The organism is Candidatus Pelagibacter sp. PS_37 (assembly GCF_059417825.1).
In genome coordinates this window covers 579,584-596,886 of sequence record NZ_CM182067.1, presented here as the reverse complement: position 1 = coordinate 596,886, position 17,303 = coordinate 579,584, and the positions used below count along the sequence as shown (strand labels likewise).

General features: G+C 27.2%; 20 protein-coding genes and 3 tRNA genes. 4 read left to right on the top strand and 19 right to left on the bottom strand.

Features of this window, described 5'->3' with window-relative positions:
• Window positions 1-6: 6 nt before the first annotated feature.
• From AC5SL9_RS03085 to AC5SL9_RS03045, 9 genes are all read right to left on the bottom strand, one after another.
• On the bottom strand, window positions 7-546 hold the full coding sequence (locus tag AC5SL9_RS03085) for an SDR family oxidoreductase (protein ID WP_494574357.1): 540 nt from the start codon (window positions 544-546) through the stop codon (window positions 7-9).
• On the bottom strand, window positions 543-1,754 hold the full coding sequence (locus AC5SL9_RS03080) for a DegT/DnrJ/EryC1/StrS family aminotransferase (RefSeq protein WP_494574356.1): 1,212 nt from the start codon (window positions 1,752-1,754) through the stop codon (window positions 543-545). Before AC5SL9_RS03080 ends, AC5SL9_RS03085 begins: the two co-directional genes overlap by 4 nt.
• Complete coding sequence (locus AC5SL9_RS03075; protein WP_494574355.1) at window positions 1,747-2,016, bottom strand: GIY-YIG nuclease family protein; 270 nt, start codon at window positions 2,014-2,016, stop codon at window positions 1,747-1,749. Before AC5SL9_RS03075 ends, AC5SL9_RS03080 begins: the two co-directional genes overlap by 8 nt.
• 3 nt (window positions 2,017-2,019) lie before the next feature.
• A tRNA-Glu gene (locus tag AC5SL9_RS03070) sits at window positions 2,020-2,094 on the bottom strand.
• A 50-nt stretch (window positions 2,095-2,144) separates the two neighbouring features.
• Complete coding sequence (gene recJ, locus AC5SL9_RS03065; protein WP_494574354.1) at window positions 2,145-3,839, bottom strand: single-stranded-DNA-specific exonuclease RecJ; 1,695 nt, start codon at window positions 3,837-3,839, stop codon at window positions 2,145-2,147.
• Window positions 3,836-4,783, bottom strand: coding sequence for a class II fructose-bisphosphatase (gene glpX / locus AC5SL9_RS03060; protein ID WP_494574353.1), 948 nt, complete (start codon window positions 4,781-4,783; stop codon window positions 3,836-3,838). The genes recJ and glpX overlap by 4 nt, the downstream gene beginning before the upstream one ends.
• Window positions 4,783-5,775, bottom strand: a complete 993-nt coding sequence (locus AC5SL9_RS03055) for a putative transporter (protein WP_494574352.1) — start codon at window positions 5,773-5,775, stop codon at window positions 4,783-4,785. Before AC5SL9_RS03055 ends, glpX begins: the two co-directional genes overlap by 1 nt.
• Window positions 5,776-5,777: 2 nt before the next feature.
• Window positions 5,778-6,059: an ETC complex I subunit gene (locus AC5SL9_RS03050; RefSeq protein WP_494574351.1), complete on the bottom strand. Its 282-nt coding sequence runs from the start codon at window positions 6,057-6,059 to the stop codon at window positions 5,778-5,780.
• A 4-nt stretch (window positions 6,060-6,063) separates the two neighbouring features.
• A tRNA-Pro gene (locus AC5SL9_RS03045) sits at window positions 6,064-6,140 on the bottom strand.
• 93 nt (window positions 6,141-6,233) lie between these two features.
• Here AC5SL9_RS03045 and AC5SL9_RS03040 point away from each other — a divergent pair.
• The 3 genes from AC5SL9_RS03040 to AC5SL9_RS03030 are packed head-to-tail and all read left to right on the top strand — an operon-like array spanning window position 6,234 to window position 8,481.
• A complete protein-coding gene (locus tag AC5SL9_RS03040) occupies window positions 6,234-6,746 on the top strand; it encodes a zinc-ribbon domain-containing protein (protein WP_494574350.1) in 513 nt (170 codons plus the stop codon).
• Between the two features lie 4 nt (window positions 6,747-6,750).
• Window positions 6,751-7,923, top strand: a complete 1,173-nt coding sequence (nhaA, locus tag AC5SL9_RS03035) for a Na+/H+ antiporter NhaA (protein ID WP_494574349.1) — start codon at window positions 6,751-6,753, stop codon at window positions 7,921-7,923.
• 45 nt (window positions 7,924-7,968) lie between these two features.
• Entirely contained in the window at window positions 7,969-8,481 is a 513-nt protein-coding gene (locus tag AC5SL9_RS03030; RefSeq protein WP_494574348.1) for a glutathione peroxidase, read from the top strand.
• Here the strand turns inward: AC5SL9_RS03030 and AC5SL9_RS03025 are convergent.
• From AC5SL9_RS03025 to rarD, 9 genes are read right to left on the bottom strand one after another with little or no spacing between them, the layout of a single operon-like run.
• A complete protein-coding gene (locus AC5SL9_RS03025; protein ID WP_494574347.1) occupies window positions 8,470-9,249 on the bottom strand; it encodes an MBL fold metallo-hydrolase in 780 nt (259 codons plus the stop codon). The genes AC5SL9_RS03030 and AC5SL9_RS03025 overlap by 12 nt on opposite strands.
• On the bottom strand, window positions 9,249-10,013 hold the full coding sequence (locus AC5SL9_RS03020; protein WP_494574346.1) for a TatD family hydrolase: 765 nt from the start codon (window positions 10,011-10,013) through the stop codon (window positions 9,249-9,251). Before AC5SL9_RS03020 ends, AC5SL9_RS03025 begins: the two co-directional genes overlap by 1 nt.
• The gene (metG, locus tag AC5SL9_RS03015) at window positions 10,006-11,547 is read right to left on the bottom strand and encodes a methionine--tRNA ligase (protein WP_494574345.1); all 1,542 of its coding nucleotides are present in this window, start codon (window positions 11,545-11,547) and stop codon (window positions 10,006-10,008) included. Before metG ends, AC5SL9_RS03020 begins: the two co-directional genes overlap by 8 nt.
• Window positions 11,548-12,480, bottom strand: coding sequence for a DNA polymerase III delta subunit-related protein (locus tag AC5SL9_RS03010; protein WP_494574344.1), 933 nt, complete (start codon window positions 12,478-12,480; stop codon window positions 11,548-11,550).
• 4 nt (window positions 12,481-12,484) lie between these two features.
• Window positions 12,485-13,096, bottom strand: a complete 612-nt coding sequence (gene tmk, locus AC5SL9_RS03005) for a dTMP kinase (protein ID WP_494574343.1) — start codon at window positions 13,094-13,096, stop codon at window positions 12,485-12,487.
• Window positions 13,089-14,240, bottom strand: a complete 1,152-nt coding sequence (locus AC5SL9_RS03000) for a D-alanyl-D-alanine carboxypeptidase family protein (RefSeq protein ID WP_494574342.1) — start codon at window positions 14,238-14,240, stop codon at window positions 13,089-13,091. Before AC5SL9_RS03000 ends, tmk begins: the two co-directional genes overlap by 8 nt.
• Complete coding sequence (locus AC5SL9_RS02995) at window positions 14,233-14,991, bottom strand: hypothetical protein (protein WP_494574341.1); 759 nt, start codon at window positions 14,989-14,991, stop codon at window positions 14,233-14,235. The genes AC5SL9_RS03000 and AC5SL9_RS02995 overlap by 8 nt, the downstream gene beginning before the upstream one ends.
• Window positions 14,981-15,982, bottom strand: a complete 1,002-nt coding sequence (locus AC5SL9_RS02990) for a lytic murein transglycosylase (RefSeq protein WP_018414117.1) — start codon at window positions 15,980-15,982, stop codon at window positions 14,981-14,983. The genes AC5SL9_RS02995 and AC5SL9_RS02990 overlap by 11 nt, the downstream gene beginning before the upstream one ends.
• Window positions 15,969-16,850: an EamA family transporter RarD gene (gene rarD / locus AC5SL9_RS02985; protein WP_494574340.1), complete on the bottom strand. Its 882-nt coding sequence runs from the start codon at window positions 16,848-16,850 to the stop codon at window positions 15,969-15,971. Before rarD ends, AC5SL9_RS02990 begins: the two co-directional genes overlap by 14 nt.
• Before the next feature lie 92 nt (window positions 16,851-16,942).
• Here rarD and AC5SL9_RS02980 point away from each other — a divergent pair.
• Window positions 16,943-17,032, top strand: a tRNA-Ser gene (locus AC5SL9_RS02980).
• Here the strand turns inward: AC5SL9_RS02980 and AC5SL9_RS02975 are convergent.
• On the bottom strand, window positions 17,033-17,299 hold the full coding sequence (locus AC5SL9_RS02975) for a succinate dehydrogenase assembly factor 2 (RefSeq protein WP_018414115.1): 267 nt from the start codon (window positions 17,297-17,299) through the stop codon (window positions 17,033-17,035). It abuts the tRNA gene before it with no gap.
• Window positions 17,300-17,303: the final 4 nt, after the last annotated feature.

The window sequence follows — 17,303 nt, the reverse complement described above, 5'->3', positions numbered from 1 at the left end:
TATGATTTAGATTTTTAGCATAAATCTTTTTTTTTTACTCTTAAGTTCACTAAAAATTTTTGGAATAATGAATGACTTATTTTGATTTTTGTCTGTAAAACTGAAAATTCTACCTATGCAAGGTGTTATATAATTTTCTTTTTTTTTAACATAATTTTCTGCCATCATTTTTGTTTTCCCATAATAACTTATCGGTATCGTTTTATCTGTTTCTTTGATTTTCTCAGTTTTAAATTTATACACATGGGATGTTGAAGCATAAAAAAACCACACCCTTTTTTTAGAATGTAAGTTTATTGCATTGATGAGATTCTTTGTTCCTTCCACATTAACATTATGTGAGTATTTTTTATTTTTGTTGACATCGTTTGTTGGCACAATTGCTGCTAAATGAATTATTGAGTCAAATTGATTTTTTTTAATCCATTTATAGACATCACTGTAATTTTGAATTTTACCATTAAAACATAAAAAAATTTCATTACATAAAACTTTTCTTAGATTAGTTCCAAGAACACCAGAACTACCAGTTATACCAATTTTCATAAGTATTTATCAATATCGAGAAGATTTTCTATAATCTTTTCAATCTCAATTTTTGAGATTTTTTTAGTGTGTAGACCAATAAAAAAACCTCTATTTTCAACTTCATTTGAATTTTTAAAATCGTTTTTTTTAAAATTAAAATTATAAAACTTTGAAGCTGGTTGATTTAGAAAATTTCCACTAATTATAGGTCTATTTTCAATTCCTTTTTTTGAAAGATTCTCTAAAAATAAATTTTTTACTTTCTTGAATTTATTATTGACAAGAATGGGTAAACCAAACCAACTAGGTTCAATCTTTTTGTCAATTTTCACAAAGTTAAACTGATCATTCCATTTTTTATGATTTTTTAGACTTTTAATTATTTTGTCTCTATTTTGATTTCTAAGGTCCATAAACTTACTTAATCGTTTAAATTGATTAAAAGCTATAGCTGATTGTATTTCTGTGGGCCTGACATTGTATCCAGGACCGATAAATAGAAATCTTTTATCTAATTTATTAAATTTTTTACTAAGCTTTTTATGAAAAGACGTATTCCTTGACCAACCGTGTGACCTTAAACTTTTTAAAATATTGTAATCTTTTAAATCATCACAAACTACCATGCCTCCTTCACCTGATGTTATTTGATGTGAGTAATAAAAAGAATAAGTGCCAAACTTACCGATAGTACCTAATTTTTTTTTATTATAGGACGCACCTAAACTTTCACATGCATCTTCTATTAGTATTAAGTTATGTTTCTTTATAATTTTTTTTAATTTATCCATATTAGTAGATATTCCCAGTACATGAACAAGCATAACTGCTTTAGTTTTTTTTGTAATTTTTTCCTCAATCTTATCTAAATCTAGATTAAAAGTGTCTAACTCTACATCAGCAAAAACTGGTTTTAAATTATTTTGAATTAATGGCCATAGAGATGTTGACCAACAAACTGCTGGAATAATTACCTCATCACCATTTGTTAATGTATTTTTAGCTAATGGATTTGTTAAACAAGAAATTGCTAATAAATTTGCAGAAGATCCAGAATTAGTCATAACCGCATATTTAGAACCTATTTTTTTAGCAAAATATTTTTCAAAATTATAGGTTATATTAGACATTGTAATAAATTTTGACTTCAATACATTTATCCCAGCCTTAATATCCTGACTATTAAATGCATTTGATAGTAATGGGTATTTAAACTTTTTATTCATAATTTAATTTATCTATAAATTTTTTTTTAATTATATTTCTTTTAATTCTATTTTTTTTAAGTAAATACTCACTTTTCATTGCTACAGATTTAGTTTTGTAACATCTTTTGTATATTAATGTCCACTTTCTACCCCTTGTAAATTTAGCTCCTTTTGATTTGTTGTGTAATAATATTCTATTTTTAAGATTACTTGTATACCCTACGTACGATGTGGATTTATTATTTTTAATATTAATTATTAAATAAACAAAGAAATTCATATTTGGCGGTCCCTGGGGGAATCGAACCCCCCTTTGCAGGATGAAAACCAGCTGTCCTAACCGATAGACGAAGGGACCATGTTGAGATCTTTTATTTTAAAAGTCATTATTTATCAAGCGCAATTAAGCTATAGGATAAGGTCTCTAATAGTTAATTGAAGTATTTTTTTGTTATTCCAGATATTTTCGTTGATCTGACCTATTACATTAGTACTATTTTTATAACTCATTAAGTGTTCACCAACCTTAGTATTAATAGAATTAAACGATATTGATTTAATTGAAAATCCAGTTTTTGATTTTAATATAGATGAAATATGTTTATAATTTAATACCATGGGTTTAATTATTTTTAAATCTCTTAATAAAAAAGTTGGCACTGGGTTTCCTGTACCAAAGGGTTCTAGTTTTTTAATATTATCATAAAAATCTTGATTAAATGCTAATGATGAAACCTCTGATTCATAATAAAATATATTATTATTTACAGTATTAGATTTTAAAAAGTCTTCTAGTATATAATTTTCAAAAAATTTAAGGTTATCTTTATTTAACGTGAATCCTGCAGCCATATTATGACCTCCCCCGTTTAAAATGATGCCTTGGTCAAGTGAATTTTTGATTACACGACCAATATTATAATTATAAACTGATCTAGCAGATCCCTTTAACAATTCATTAGACGCAGTTATAACAATAGACGGTTTATTGTAATAATCTTTTAATCTTGCAGCAATAATTCCAATTAAACCTTCGTTTATATTTGGATTGTAATAAATAATTACTTCTTTATTTTCTTTTTCAATTTTTTGAAAATCAATTTCATTTAGTATTAAGGTTTCAATTTCTTTTCTTTTATTATTCAATTTAATTAAATCAGTAGACCTATCTTTGATAATTTTATCATTATCAGAAGATAATAATTCTGTAGCATATTGTGACTTACCAAGTCTTCCGCCAGCATTCAATATAGGACCAATTAAAAAACCTAAATCATTAATAGTAATTTTATTTTTTTTTTCATTTAATTCAAACAAAGTATTCAGAAGTAAATTTTTTGTTATGTCAAAATTTTTAAGAGCATTTAATGCAATTAATCTGTTAAGCTTTCTTAGTGGCATTACATCACAAACTGTTGCTAACAAAACATATATCAAATAATCAGATATATTGATTTCACTTTTAATTTCTTTAATTAGTAAATCTAAAAAAAAATAAGAAAGTGAAGTAGCACATAAATAGTCATACTCTTTATAACCATTATCTTTTTTTGGGTTTATAATTGAGTTTGCATTTGGAAATGGCTTATTAATTTCATGATGATCAATGATTAAGGATTTAATTTTATTTTCATTTAAAAAATTTATTGCTTCATTAGAAGTAGAACCACAATCGACCATTATAACTAATTTAGGTTCCTCTATGATTAGTTTTTGAAAGAGCTTTTTAGTAGCTCCATAACCATCTTTTTCCCTGTCTGGTATATAGTAAAAAAAAGAGTGATTTATACTTTCTAAAAACTTAACAAATAACGATGTAGCAGCAGACCCATCTACATCATAGTCACCTAAAATGCATATTTTTTCATTGTTTTTGATACAACTAACCACAAGCTTAATAGATTGATTGAAATCTTCATTGTTTAAAAAAACGTTATTTAAATCTAAATCTGTATCGATCGTTGCAATTTCATTAACATCAAATTTTTTTGAAATAATTAGCCTAGATAAAATGTCACTAAAATTATAATCTTGTTTTAATTTATCAACTAAGTTTTGATTAATTTTTTTTTGTTCCCACTTCTTACCTGAAACAGAAATCATTCTTCAATAAGATTTGTTCTTTTTATCGTTTCCTTAAATTCTAAACTTTTGTGTGTAACCAATGTTTCAGTAATATATTTATTATCGTTTATTACGACCCCATTTAACATTTCACTTGAGGTAATTCCTGTTGAGCAAAATATAGAGTCTCCACTTATAATTTCATTTAATTCGTATTTTTTATTCAAATCAGTTATTCCCATTTTTTTTGCATCTTTAATATCTTTGTCGTTATCAAATATAAATCTCCCTTGAAAATGGCAGTCAAAAGCATCAAGAGCTGATGCTGCTAAAACTCCTTCTGGACCACCTCCTATACCTAAAAATATATCAACATTATATTTTTGATTTGTTACATATAGTGCTCCAAGAACATCACCATCAGTAATTAATTTAATATTAATATTTAGTTGCTTTAATTCATCAATTATTTTTTTATGTCTTGGTCTATCCATGACGCATGCTGTAAGTGATGAGATATCTTTGTTAAGGAAATCTGCAAGATTTGAAAGGTTTTTCTTTAATGCAAAATCTAAATCAATTAATCCTTTTTCAATTGGTCCAGTTGCAATTTTATCCATATAGGTTTCTGGTGCATTAAAAAGATTTCCTTTTTCAGCAATAGCAATAACCGATGTTGCTCCAGGTAAATTGTTTGATGCAAAATTTGTCCCCTCTAGTGGATCAACTGCAATATCAAAATATGGTCCATTTTTATTTCCAAGTTTTTCACCAGTGTAAAGCATAGGTGCCTCATCAAGCGAACCTTCACCAATAACAACTACACCATTCATGTTTATTTTATTCAACTCAGAACGCATTGCGTCTACTGCAGCTTGATCTGCTGCTATCTTATCTTTTTTTCCAACCAAATAAGACGATGCAAGAGCTGCTTTTTCAGAAACTTTTAAAATTTGATCAACATATTTTTTATCGATAGCCATTAAATTTTTTCGTCAATTGATTCAGTAGAATTTATCACATTTTCAAATTCTCTTAGACGTTTATAAACGCTTGCTAATTCTATGATGGTAGGCCAGGCTTTTAACAAGTATTGCATAGAACCTTCTACTCTTCCAAAGGCTCTTATTATTTGCTGCATAACACCTAATGTTACAACGCCAGCAACAATTGCTGGAGCTAAAAAAACATATGCTGATAAAACATTGGCTTGCAAATAAGCCATACGACCAACATTAAAATATAAATAACGTATATAGCTTAAAAAATGTATTGAACGAACATCATCAAATAACTCATTTATTGTTTTTGGTCTAACATTGTTATCATCTTCAGCTACTACTAATATTTTCCTATAAGCAGCCTCTTTTTTCTGAAGGTCATATTCAACACCAACTAAACGTAATATCCAACCAAGCCCAATCAAAAAAGCTGTACCTCCTAATGTCCAAAGCAATGCACCTGTTATTAATCCATATTGCCAATCACCAAAAAAGAAAATTGGTATACCAACAGAAAGTCCTAATAGAATAGGAACAAACTGTATCAACACCATAACAGACTCTATGAAACTTGTACCTAGAGATTCCATAATACGTGTAAATTTAATTGTGTCCTCTTGAACTCTTTGAGAAGCACCTTCTATTTTTCGAGCTTTATCATAAACTGAGTGGTACCACTCCACCATCGCAGTTCTCCATCTAAATAAAAAGTGAGCTGTAAAAAAACTTATTGCAACATAAAGAGCAATATACATTCCTGCCAGTGTAATAAATGAAGCCAAACTAGACCAGTACTCATCAATTTTAATTGCATTGGGAGCAGCAAGAGCTTTTTGAATCATATCATAAAATTGACCAAACCATTCATTAATTTCAACATCAATTTTTACTTGAACCCATAATGAGGATAAAATTACAAATGAACCTAACCAAGCCCATAATTGCCATTTTTTTTGAGTAAAAAATTTAAACATTCTTATTTTAGAAAATTATCTGCGTATGACTTTTTAACAGTTTTTCTTTTTTGAGGTTCAATAATTTCAAAATCTATCTTATTTTTTTTTGCATATTCTATTGCTAATTCTTTAGAAGAAAATTCTAAATTTAGTTCTGAAAGAGTATTAGAGTTTGTTTCCCAACCCATCAAAGGATTAATACCAGTATCTCCAGTTTCAAATTCAATTAACCATTTGTCTAATTTACCTAAACCAGACTGCATTGAATTTTTAGTGGGTATATAAATTTTTGCTTTTTTCATAAATTGGTCGGGGCGGCAGGATTTGAACCTGCGACCCTCTGGTCCCAAACCAGATGCGCTACCAGGCTGCGCTACGCCCCGATTGAGGTACTAATACATTAGATATTGATAATTTCAAAGAATAAAGAACATCAAAAATAAGGCTTTTTTACAAGAATCAGATATACATCATTTATGATCATCACTTGCAATAATTGTAATAAAAAATTCGATATAGACTCAAGTTTAATTCCCGACATGGGTCGTTTATTGCAGTGTGCTAGCTGTGATCATAAATGGTTTTTTAAAAAAGTAGTTCCTGAAAACCCAGTAAGTTCAATTGATGAAGATATTGGTAATGATAATGTTAATATTTTTGAACAAAATAATTCATCGATCAATGATGTAGAAAGTGTATCAGATGCGTCTAATGACGAAGTAGAAGTTAACTTAGAAGAAAAAACTAAAGAAAAAATTGAGATAAATAAAGGTGAAAGCACACAAGTAAATACACACCAAAAAAAACAAAAAAATTTTAAAATATTAAATATTTTTGCTGTATCAATTATATCATTCGTTGCTTTTATAATTATTGTGGACACGTTTAAATATCCTATTGGGAAAATTGTCCCAAATGTCGAATTTATACTTTATAATTTGTATGAAAGTATTAAAGATATCTCATTATTTATTAGAGATTTAATATAAAATTATGATCAAAAATCTTTCAAAACCTTTTAAATGGTTTTTTCAATTAGAAGCGGCAAGTGGTCTTGTGTTATTAATTGCAGCAATTATTGCTCTGGTAATAAGTAATTCTAGTTTAAGTAATTTATATTTTGATACATTAAACCAATACCTATTTATAGGTATTAATGATTTCGGTTTAAAACTTTCCGTACATCACTGGATTAATGACTTATTAATGGCAATTTTCTTTTTCTTTGTAACACTAGAAATAAAACGAGAGTTTATTCAAGGTGAGCTTTCTAATTTAAAAAAAGCATTGCTGCCAATTATAGGAGCTGTAGGAGGAATGGTGGTCCCTGCTCTAGTCTATGTTTTTATAAACCTTGATAATTCTGAAACATTGAATGGTTGGGCAATTCCATCTGCTACAGACATTGCGTTTTCATTGGGAATTTTATCCTTACTTGGTTCAAGAGTTCCAATTTCTTTAAAAGTTTTTTTAACGGCTCTTGCTATAATCGATGATCTTGGTGCAATATTGATTATAGCCTTTTTCTACTCAGGTGACTTAAGCATAAGTTATTTAAGTTTAATCTTAATTTCATATATTTTATTACTTACATTAAATAAATTTGGCGTTAAAAAGTTTATTCCCTATTTAATAATTGGTGCCTTCATGTGGTTCTTCACATATAAGTCTGGAATTCACGCAACAATAGCAGGTGTTCTTTTAGCTTCAACCATACCTCACAGAATTAAAGAAAAAGATTTCTCTTTATTAATTAAATTAGAACATGCAATCAGTCCTTATGTTGCTTTTATGATAATGCCTATATTTGCATTTGCTAATGCAGGCGTATCTTTGGAGGGGCTTTCATTAACTTCATTATTAGAACCTGTTCCATTAGGCATTCTTTTAGGGCTATTCGTGGGTAAACAAGTTGGGGTTATGCTTGTTTCTTTCATTGCTGTTAAATTTGGTGTAGCTCAAATGCCAGATAAGTCTAGCTGGTTAAGCTTATACGGAGTTTCAATATTAACAGGGGTTGGTTTTACTATGAGCTTGTTTGTTGGAAACTTAGCCTTTGCTGAAAATATTCAGTATATTGATGGAGTAAAAATTGGTGTTCTTGCTGGATCCTTACTGTCTACTGTATTTGGATATTTTATATTATTGTATGCTTCTAAAAAATAAGTCATGGTTTATAAAAATAATTTATTAATTCTATTAATTCTATCTATGTTTACATTTTTTGAAAAAGTTGATGCTAAATACGAAAAGTTATTCTTTGATCATTCAATAAAAAATATAAATAATGAAACTATTGATTTAAATCAATACAAAGGAAAAACCATACTTTTGGTAAATGTTGCTAGTAAGTGTGGATTTACCAAGCAATATACAGGCCTGCAAGAACTTTATGAAAAGTATAAAGACAGGGGCTTCTATGTAATAGGTGTTCCATCAAATCAATTTGGTGGGCAAGAACCAGGCACTAATTCAGAAATTAAAGATTTTTGTGAAACTAATTTTAATATTACTTTTCCAATAACAGACAAAGCTGATGTTAAAGGTAATAATGCTCATGACTTATATAAATGGGCAAAAAAAAATTATGGTAATTCTACTGTTCCTAAGTGGAACTTTCATAAGATTTTAATTAATAAAGAAGGAAAAATACAGGACACATTCAATTCTTTTATTACACCAATGTCAGATAAGATAACAAAACAAATAGATTTAATTCTTTAAACTAACAGTCAAACCATCAAAACCAGGAATAATATTTTTGGGTAATTTTTTCTTAAGTTTTACATAATCTAAATCGCTATGCATATTTGTTAATATAGTTTTTTCAGGAGTAAAGATTTTAACCATTTCTAAAACTTGATCTAAATTGAAATGAGCTGAATGATTACGGTACCACAGACAATCAATAATCAGGTATTTTAAATTTTTTAATTTTTTGTAATCTTTTTTAAAGAATAGGCTAATATCACTTGCATAGGCCAATTTATTATTAATTAGATAGCAAATACTTTTAATATTACCGTGTTGAACTGCTATTGATTCAATTTTAATTTTCTTATCTTTATTTGTAAATTCATGTTTCTTTTTAAGGCTATTAATATTCAAAGTTGATGGATAACCAAAAGATGATTTAAAACAATATTTAAAAGTTGAAAGCAAATATTTTTTAGTATTAGGGTCTGCATAGACTGGAATTTGTTTTTTGTTTATCAAAAAAAAAGGTCGAAGGTCGTTAATACCATGTGTCTGGTCAGCATGAAGATGGGTATAAAAAACTTTACTAATAGATTTAATTCTATTTTTTAGAAGTTGTGACCTCAAATCTGGCGATGTGTCTATTAAAATATTTTGATTGTTAAATTTAATTAGAGCCGAACACCTTGTTCTAAAATTCTTTTTATTTTTTAAATCACAATCTCCAGAATATCCATCTGCTCTAGGTACACCCATTGAGCTACCACTACCTAAAATAACAAATTTAAGAGACATTATAGGTTAAAAAGTTTATTAAAATTTTGAGTAGTTAAATCTGACATTTCTTGATCAGTTTTTTCTTTTAAAATAGATAATTTTTCTAAAGTATATTTAATAAAACTTGGTTCATTTTTTTTCCCTCTCATTGGTATGGGCGCTAAAAATGGGCTATCTGTTTCAACAAGCAGTTTATCTAAGGGAATATTTTTAAAAGTTTCCTGAAGTTCTAAACTATTTTTAAAAGTAATTATTCCGCTTGCTGAAAAAAAGGCATTTAATTCTATTAATTTATTTGCAAAATTTAACGAACCAGTAAAACAGTGCATCAAAATTTTAAGTTTTTCTGATTTATATGATTTTAAAATTTCATACGTTTCATCTTCTGCATTTCTAGAATGTATGATAATAGGCATATTAAGCTCTATAGAAGCCTCTATATGAGCTTTAAAGCTATCAATTTGCCTTTCTTTATTACTATGATTATAAAAAAAATCTAAGCCTGTTTCACCAACACCAATAATTCGTTCATTTTTATTTACTTGATTTGTTATATAATTTTTATCAATTAAATGACTTTTCTCAGTCTCATGGGGGTGAATACCAAAAGTTCCATAAATCATCGGGTCGGTTATAATAATTTTTTTTATCCTATCAAAACTTTCTACTGTAGTGCATATTGTTAATAGTTTTGAGATACCAACTTCTTTAGATCTTTTTATAACATCACTTAAATTCTCAAGTAAAGGTTCATGATCTAAATGACAATGAGAATCAATCATCTTTCTTTTCAATTTTTTTAAATAAAATATCTATTTTTTTAATAGGCTGTCCAGATACAAGATAGTCATGTTTTGCAATAGACTCAAAATTAATTGCATCTACATCTAAATTAAAAATCTTTAAGGCTTTTTCTATTGAACTTGGGATTATTGGATAAAGCAAGAATGAAATTTTTCTAATCATTTCTAAAGATGTGTAGACAATTGTATTTAATCTATCTTTATCATCTTTTTTTTTCCAAGGTTCTTGATCATTAAAATACTTATTTGCTTCAAATAAAGCGCTAACAATGAAATTAATATAATAGTTAATATTTTGATTATCAATTTCTGCACGTATTGCTGTTAAATTCTCAGTAAATTTATTTAGCATCACCAAATCTTCATCATTAAATTTTTTATTGTCTGGCACAGATGAGGAGCAATTTTTTTCAGCAAATGCAGTAACTCTTTGACACAAATTTCCATAATTATTAGCCAAATCACTATTGATACAATCCTCCAACCTATCTTGGGAAATGTTACCATCATTACCAAACGAAACTTCTTTAATTAAATAATATCTTAAGGGATCAAGACCATAAATTTCAATAATATCTAAAGGGTCAAGAATATTTCCTTTTGATTTAGACATCTTTTCATCTCCAGATAAAATCCAACCATGACCATACACTTTCTTAGGTAAGGGTATTTTTGCAGCCATTAAAAACGCAGGCCAATATACAGAGTGAAATCTTAGTATATCTTTACCTATTAAATGAACAGATGCAGGCCAAAATTTTTTAAACAGAGCATCATTTGTATCTGGATAGTTTAAAGCACTTATATAATTAGTTAGAGCATCTAGCCAAACATAAATTACATGATCTGGACTATTAGGGACTTTGATACCCCAAGAGAATGCTTTACGACTTATAGAGAGGTCTTTTAAACCACCTTTTACAAAGCTAATTACTTCATTTTTTCTAGATTTTGGTGAAATAAAGTCTGGATTTTTTTCATAATAATTTATTAATTCATCTTGCCATTTAGACAGTCTAAAAAAATAAGACTCTTCCTCTATCCATTCAACTGGTGAACCAGATGCAGTTGCTATTTTAACGTTTTCTTTTTCAGTAATTTCTTCATCACTATAGAAAGCTTCGTCAGAAACAGAATACCAGCCTGAATATTTCGATAAATAGATATCATCATTTTTTTCAAGCTCGGTCCATAAATGTTGAACTGTTTTTTTGTGTCTTACTTCGGTAGTTCTAATGAAATCAGTATTAGATAAATTTAATGTTTTTGAAAGATCTCTAAATGTTTGACTTATTTCATCACAAAAAACCTGAGGATCAACATTTTTTTTCTCTGCAGCTCTTTGTATTTTTAAACCGTGTTCATCAGTACCTGTTAAAAAATGAACATCAAAACCATCTATACGTTTGAATCTGGCAAAAAAATCAGCAGCAATGCTTGAATATGCGTGACCCATATGAGGTTTCGCTGATGGGTAGTAAATTGGAGTCGTAATATAGTAATTTTTATCCATTTATAACAACTTTGATTTAAACTCTAAAAACAAACTTTCCTCATCAAGGTTAAATTTTTCTGTATCATAGATTTTCCTTATAAATTTATGATAAAAATTAATTAATGAAATCTTTGTATTTGTTATCATGTATTTTTTTAAAAAGAATAGCTCAATTAAGTTTATTAATAAATCTTTAATAGGTTTATTTTTTTTGTAATAATTATTTTCTATTATTAAGTTTATAAAGCTTGAAATAGTATGATCTTTTAAATTAATTGATTTTTCTTCAGCAAAATTAAATAAATTGATGATTTCACCAGGAGAATTATAAAAACTTAGTAAGTCATAATTAATAAATTCAAGTACATTTTTTTCAAGTATTAAGTTTGAGATATTTATAGAATTATTAAATGTTAAACTAATTTTAAATGTTAAACATCGTGATTTAAGGGTCGGTAGTATATTTTTTTCACTATTATTTATTAAGATAAAAAAAACATTTTCATTTGGCTCTTCAATAATTTTAAGTAGCGCGTTAACAGAATTCTTATTTAGATTTTCAACATTATCTATTAAAATAAATCTTGCCATATTATTAAATGTTGATTTATTTGTGTAATTAATCATTTCACGTATTTGACTTACATCAATGCTTTTTTTTTCAGTTAATAGATCTATTAAATAGAAATTAGGATGAGAGTTATTTTGTAAAAGTTTATAGGATTTATTATCTTTATTAATACTAAAATTTTCTAAATTATATTTGTGCTCCTCATTTTCGGATAAAATATAGTTAATTAAATGATAGGCTAATGTTGATTTTCCTGATCCTTTTTTTCCTGATAATAAAATTTTATTAGGCATTTTTTTTTGCTTATATAGCCCAACTAATTCATTAAGGAAATTTTCCATACCATAAATCTTAGTGGTTTCTGATGGTTTTAAATTCATAAATCTAAATTAAGTCGTTAATTTTATTTAATATTATATTTTCATTAAGATCTATATCTAGATTTGAATTTATTTTAATATATTTTTTAGGATTTTTTTTTAATAATTTTATAAAACCATTTTGTACTTTTTCATAAAACTTACTGTTAAATTTATCATATCTGTTAAGTTTTTTTCTTAGTTTAAGTCTTTTTTTCATATTTAATAAATTAACAGTATTCAAAAATGTAAAATCAATTTTAATATCTCTTAAAAGATGATTGTTGATATTTTGTATAAATTTTAGGTTTACGCCCATTCCATAATGTTGGTAAGCAATTGTTGAGTCTGAAAATCTATCTATCAGTATTATTTTTTTACCAACATTTTTTCTTATAATTTCTATATTTTCACTTCTTGCAGAAAGATAAAGTAGTAAATCAGTTTCTTTATTAAATGTAGACTTGTTATTTAGAATTAGATTTCTTATTTTTTCTGAATTTGCACTACCACCAGGTTCTCTAATTTGAATAAATTTAATTTTTTTAAATGTTAAGTAATTTGCAATTTTTTTTATGTGATGGGATTTACCAGTCCCCTCTATACCCTCAAATACTATTATTGGTTTTTTAGACATCGCCCCAAATTAAAAAATTAACTGATTTCATTAACCTTGAAAAAACATTTAATTTTTTAACATCTTCATAGGCAAGTAGATCATATTCTTCAATAAGTTCACCATCAAAAGTTAGTTTTAATTTTCCTAAAATATCATCTTTTTTAATAGGAGCTTGAATTGGACCATTATAATTCAATGATACTTTTAATAGTCTTTTTTTTCCTTTTGGAATAGTTTTGTAGATATCATTTTTAATATAAGTTTTAACAGTATCTTTTTTACCCAACCAAACATCAATATCTTCTATTGGTGTATTCACTTTTGTGATTTCAACTAAGTCAAAATTAGTTAAACCCCATGTTAAAAGTTTGGCACTTTCACGAGATCTATCATTTTTAGTATTGAAGCCACTACCTACAGCTATTAGTCGTCTTCCATTTCTTTCAACAGATGATGCTAGTGAGTATTTTTCAACTGCTAAATAACCAGTTTTAATTCCATCTGCCCCAAGGCTTTTATATAATAACGGATTTCTATTACCTTGAGTAATGGGGTCACCCCCTGTTCTATTCCAAGTAAATTCTTTTTCTGCAAAATACTTATATTCTTCAGGAAACTCTTTAATAAGATAATTAGACATAAGCATAATATCTCTTACAGTTGATAGGTTTTCAGTATCATTAATGCCTGATGAATTAGCAAAATTAGTATTATTCATTCCTATTTCTTTAGCTTTAGCCGTCATCATCACTGCAAATTCATCTTCTGTTCCAGCTATACCTTCAGCTAACGCAACACAAGCATCATTACCAGATGCAATAATTATTCCCTTAAGTAAATTTTCCACACTAACTTCATCACCAACCATTATAAACATTGAAGAATAGCCAGCTGATGAAAGTCTCCAGGCATTCTCTGATACTAAAAATTTTTCATCTAAACTTAGATCACCACTTCTAATTAAATCAAACGCAATAATGGCTGTCATAATTTTTGTCATTGATGCAGGATAAATTGATTTATCGGCATCTTTTTCAAATAATATTTCACCAGAAAGATAATCTTGTAATATTGCTGTTCTAGCCTTTACATCAAATGCTGCATTAGCATTAGTTGTTAGTAAGAGCGTCAATAAAATCGTTATAAGTCTTGATTTAATCATTTTTTATAATCTCAATATTTTCAAATTCAAGTATGCTTATATCATTAAATGATTTTTGTAGAGAGTTAATGTTATTAAAAGGACCTGCATATACTCTATATTTTTTTTCATTAATTTTTTTGATTTTGACATTTTTAATCATGGTTTCTTTTACGATTCTATCAACTAGCAATGATGCTGTATCATTAAAATAAAAATCAGCTATTTTTATTTCATAAGAAAATTTTTTACTTAGTTCATTTTTAGTGTTTTTTTGTTTAGTATTAAGGTCACTAATATTAATATTGTTAACTGGTGCTTTGTTAGCAACTTTTTTTTCTTCTTCAAATGTTTTTGCTCTTTTTGCAACAAATATTGCATCTTCTAGGACTTCTAAAATCTCTACATAAGGTTCATTTTCATTCAAACCAATTTCATCTGCTATTCTCAATGATAATACTGCATTATTAAATAAAGGATAATCAGCATTACTACCAACAGTACCTATAATTGATTTGTTATTTAAAATATTGGTAATTTTAACAATTGTATTTTTTTTTAAATTTTTTTGAAAAATAACTAAGCTTCTTTCATCAATTTTTTTGGAAATAACCTTATCATAATAAAACTTATCATTATAAATAAGGCTAAATCCTTTATTTATAAATGGATTTTCCAATGAATTAAGATTTTTATTTTTGGTTGTGGTTGTTGCTGTACAGTTATTTAATAAAATTAGACAGCATAGAGTTAATAGTTTTTTATAAAGCATTTTCAAACTTTTCTTTTAATGTGCATACTGCGAGGCTGAATCTTAAAGATCTATTCCATTGTAGTATTTTTTCATAATTATCAAAAACTATGTAGGCCGGATCTAAGTTTTGTGCATCTGGTATTATATCTTTGTCTGGCGTTATTATTGATGCAATCAAATTTTCATTAATAGAATTAAAACTATCTTCATTAATTATATATTTCTTTAAAAGCTTAAATTTAATTTTATTGTGAAGTTTTTTTGCAGATATATTTAATATATTGTTAGGTATATTTTCTTTTAATTTGACTTTAATGAAACAAGGTTGGTTTTTTTTCCATCCTATTTTATTTATGTAGTTAGCTGCAGATGCAAATGAATCTTTAGTTGATTTAAGCTCAATAATGTTATTTTTATCATAGTCTATTGCATAGTTGTCTATTGTAGATGGCATAAATTGAAAAAAACCAAAGGCACCTGCCCATGACCCATATAAAATGTTATGGTCTATTTTCCCCTCATCTATTAATTGAAGAATAGTAATTAATTCTTTAGTAAAGAAATCAGATCTACGTTGATCATAACTTAAAGTTGCAAGTGATGATAATATATCCATTTTTCCAACATAAGTTCCAAAATTAGTCTCTATTCCCATTAATGCTAAAAGCAACTCTTTCTCAACAGAAAATTTATTATCTATCGAATTTATGAAATCTTTATTTAATTCGTAAAGTTTAATGCCCGCACTTACTTTTTGTTTAGAAGTTCTTTTGGATATGTAAGTTTTAGTATCTTCATAAAACTCAGGTTGAAAACGGTCATATTTTATTACATCAGGTAGAAATACAACATCAGACATTGCTAAATTGAATGTCTTTTCTGAAATTTTTTTTTCTAAAGCATAGGCTTTGAAATTAACCAACCACTCCTTAAATCCTTTTTCATTGGCATTTAATGTTCCGTGAATAAATGTGAAAAATATAATTATAAAATATTTAATTATGTTCATATAAATCTTTTAAATAAATAATTACAGCAATCCATATTAAAATGAAACTTAATGATTTATCGAAAGAAAAAGCCTCATCATAATAAAAAAAGCCCAATAAAAATTGAAATGTTGGGGTTATATAGAAAATCATTCCAGTGGGTCCAAGGCCACACAACTCAACACCTCTTACATATAGAAATAGAGGTATAACAGTCATTGGTCCAGCTAACATTAATATAAACATCAATGAAGGCTCGTTAATACTAAAGATATTTAAATTATTTTTAAAAAGTAAAAAAAAAGCAAATAACGCAAATGGTAATATAAAAAGACTTTCTATTAAAAGTCCAACATCGGTATCAACATTTACTTTTTTTCTAAGAAGATTATAAAAACCCCAACTTAGAGCTACAATTATTCCAACCCACGGTATTGAATGAAAACTTTTAAATAAAAGAAATGATATAGACACCAAAACAAGAATTATGGAAAGACCTCTTCTTTTATTAATTTTTTCACCATAAAATATATATCCCAGGAATACGCTTAAGATTGGCATAATAAAATAACCAAAGCTTGCATCGATTATTTTTTCTGTGCCCACTGCATAAATCCAGGTTGCCCAATTTATAAAAATTAGTAAGCTTGAAAAAAATAAATAAACTATATTTCTTTTATTTTTTATAATTTCAAAAAAAATATCCCATTTAGAAAAATAAAAAGTAGTTATTATTAAAACTACAGATGTCCACACACAACGATGGATCACTACCTCTATAGAGCCTGCAAATGAAATATATTTGAAGTAAATAACACCAATAACACCCCACCAAAAAGAACCTAGTGCAGTTAATCCTATACCTGTATTGAATTTTTGCTTTTCCACAGTAATAAATTTATACCTATTAAATGATTATCTGTTTAATTTATCAATTTTATTGTTGAATTAAAAATTTATAATAATAAAACGTTGCTAACGGAGAGATGGCAGAGTGGTTGAATGCACCGGTCTTGAAAACCGGCAAAGGGGCAACTCTTTCCTGAGTTCGAATCTCAGTCTCTCCGCCACTATTCACTTGCATAATTATAATTTTTAAACATCTCTGAAACTTTGTTTAATTCAATTTGAATTGTTGGATTTTGACCTTGATTAAATTTATAAAGATTCTCATCATCAAAGTCTAACAAATCACACAAAAGGGTTAGCTCTTGTTCATTAAACTGATCAATATATTTTTTAGTAAATGAACCTAACAACTTATCCATTTCTTTAGTGCCTCTATAGTTAGCTCTATAAGTTATTTTATTTTTTAAATCCTTTATATTAATGGTCATAATA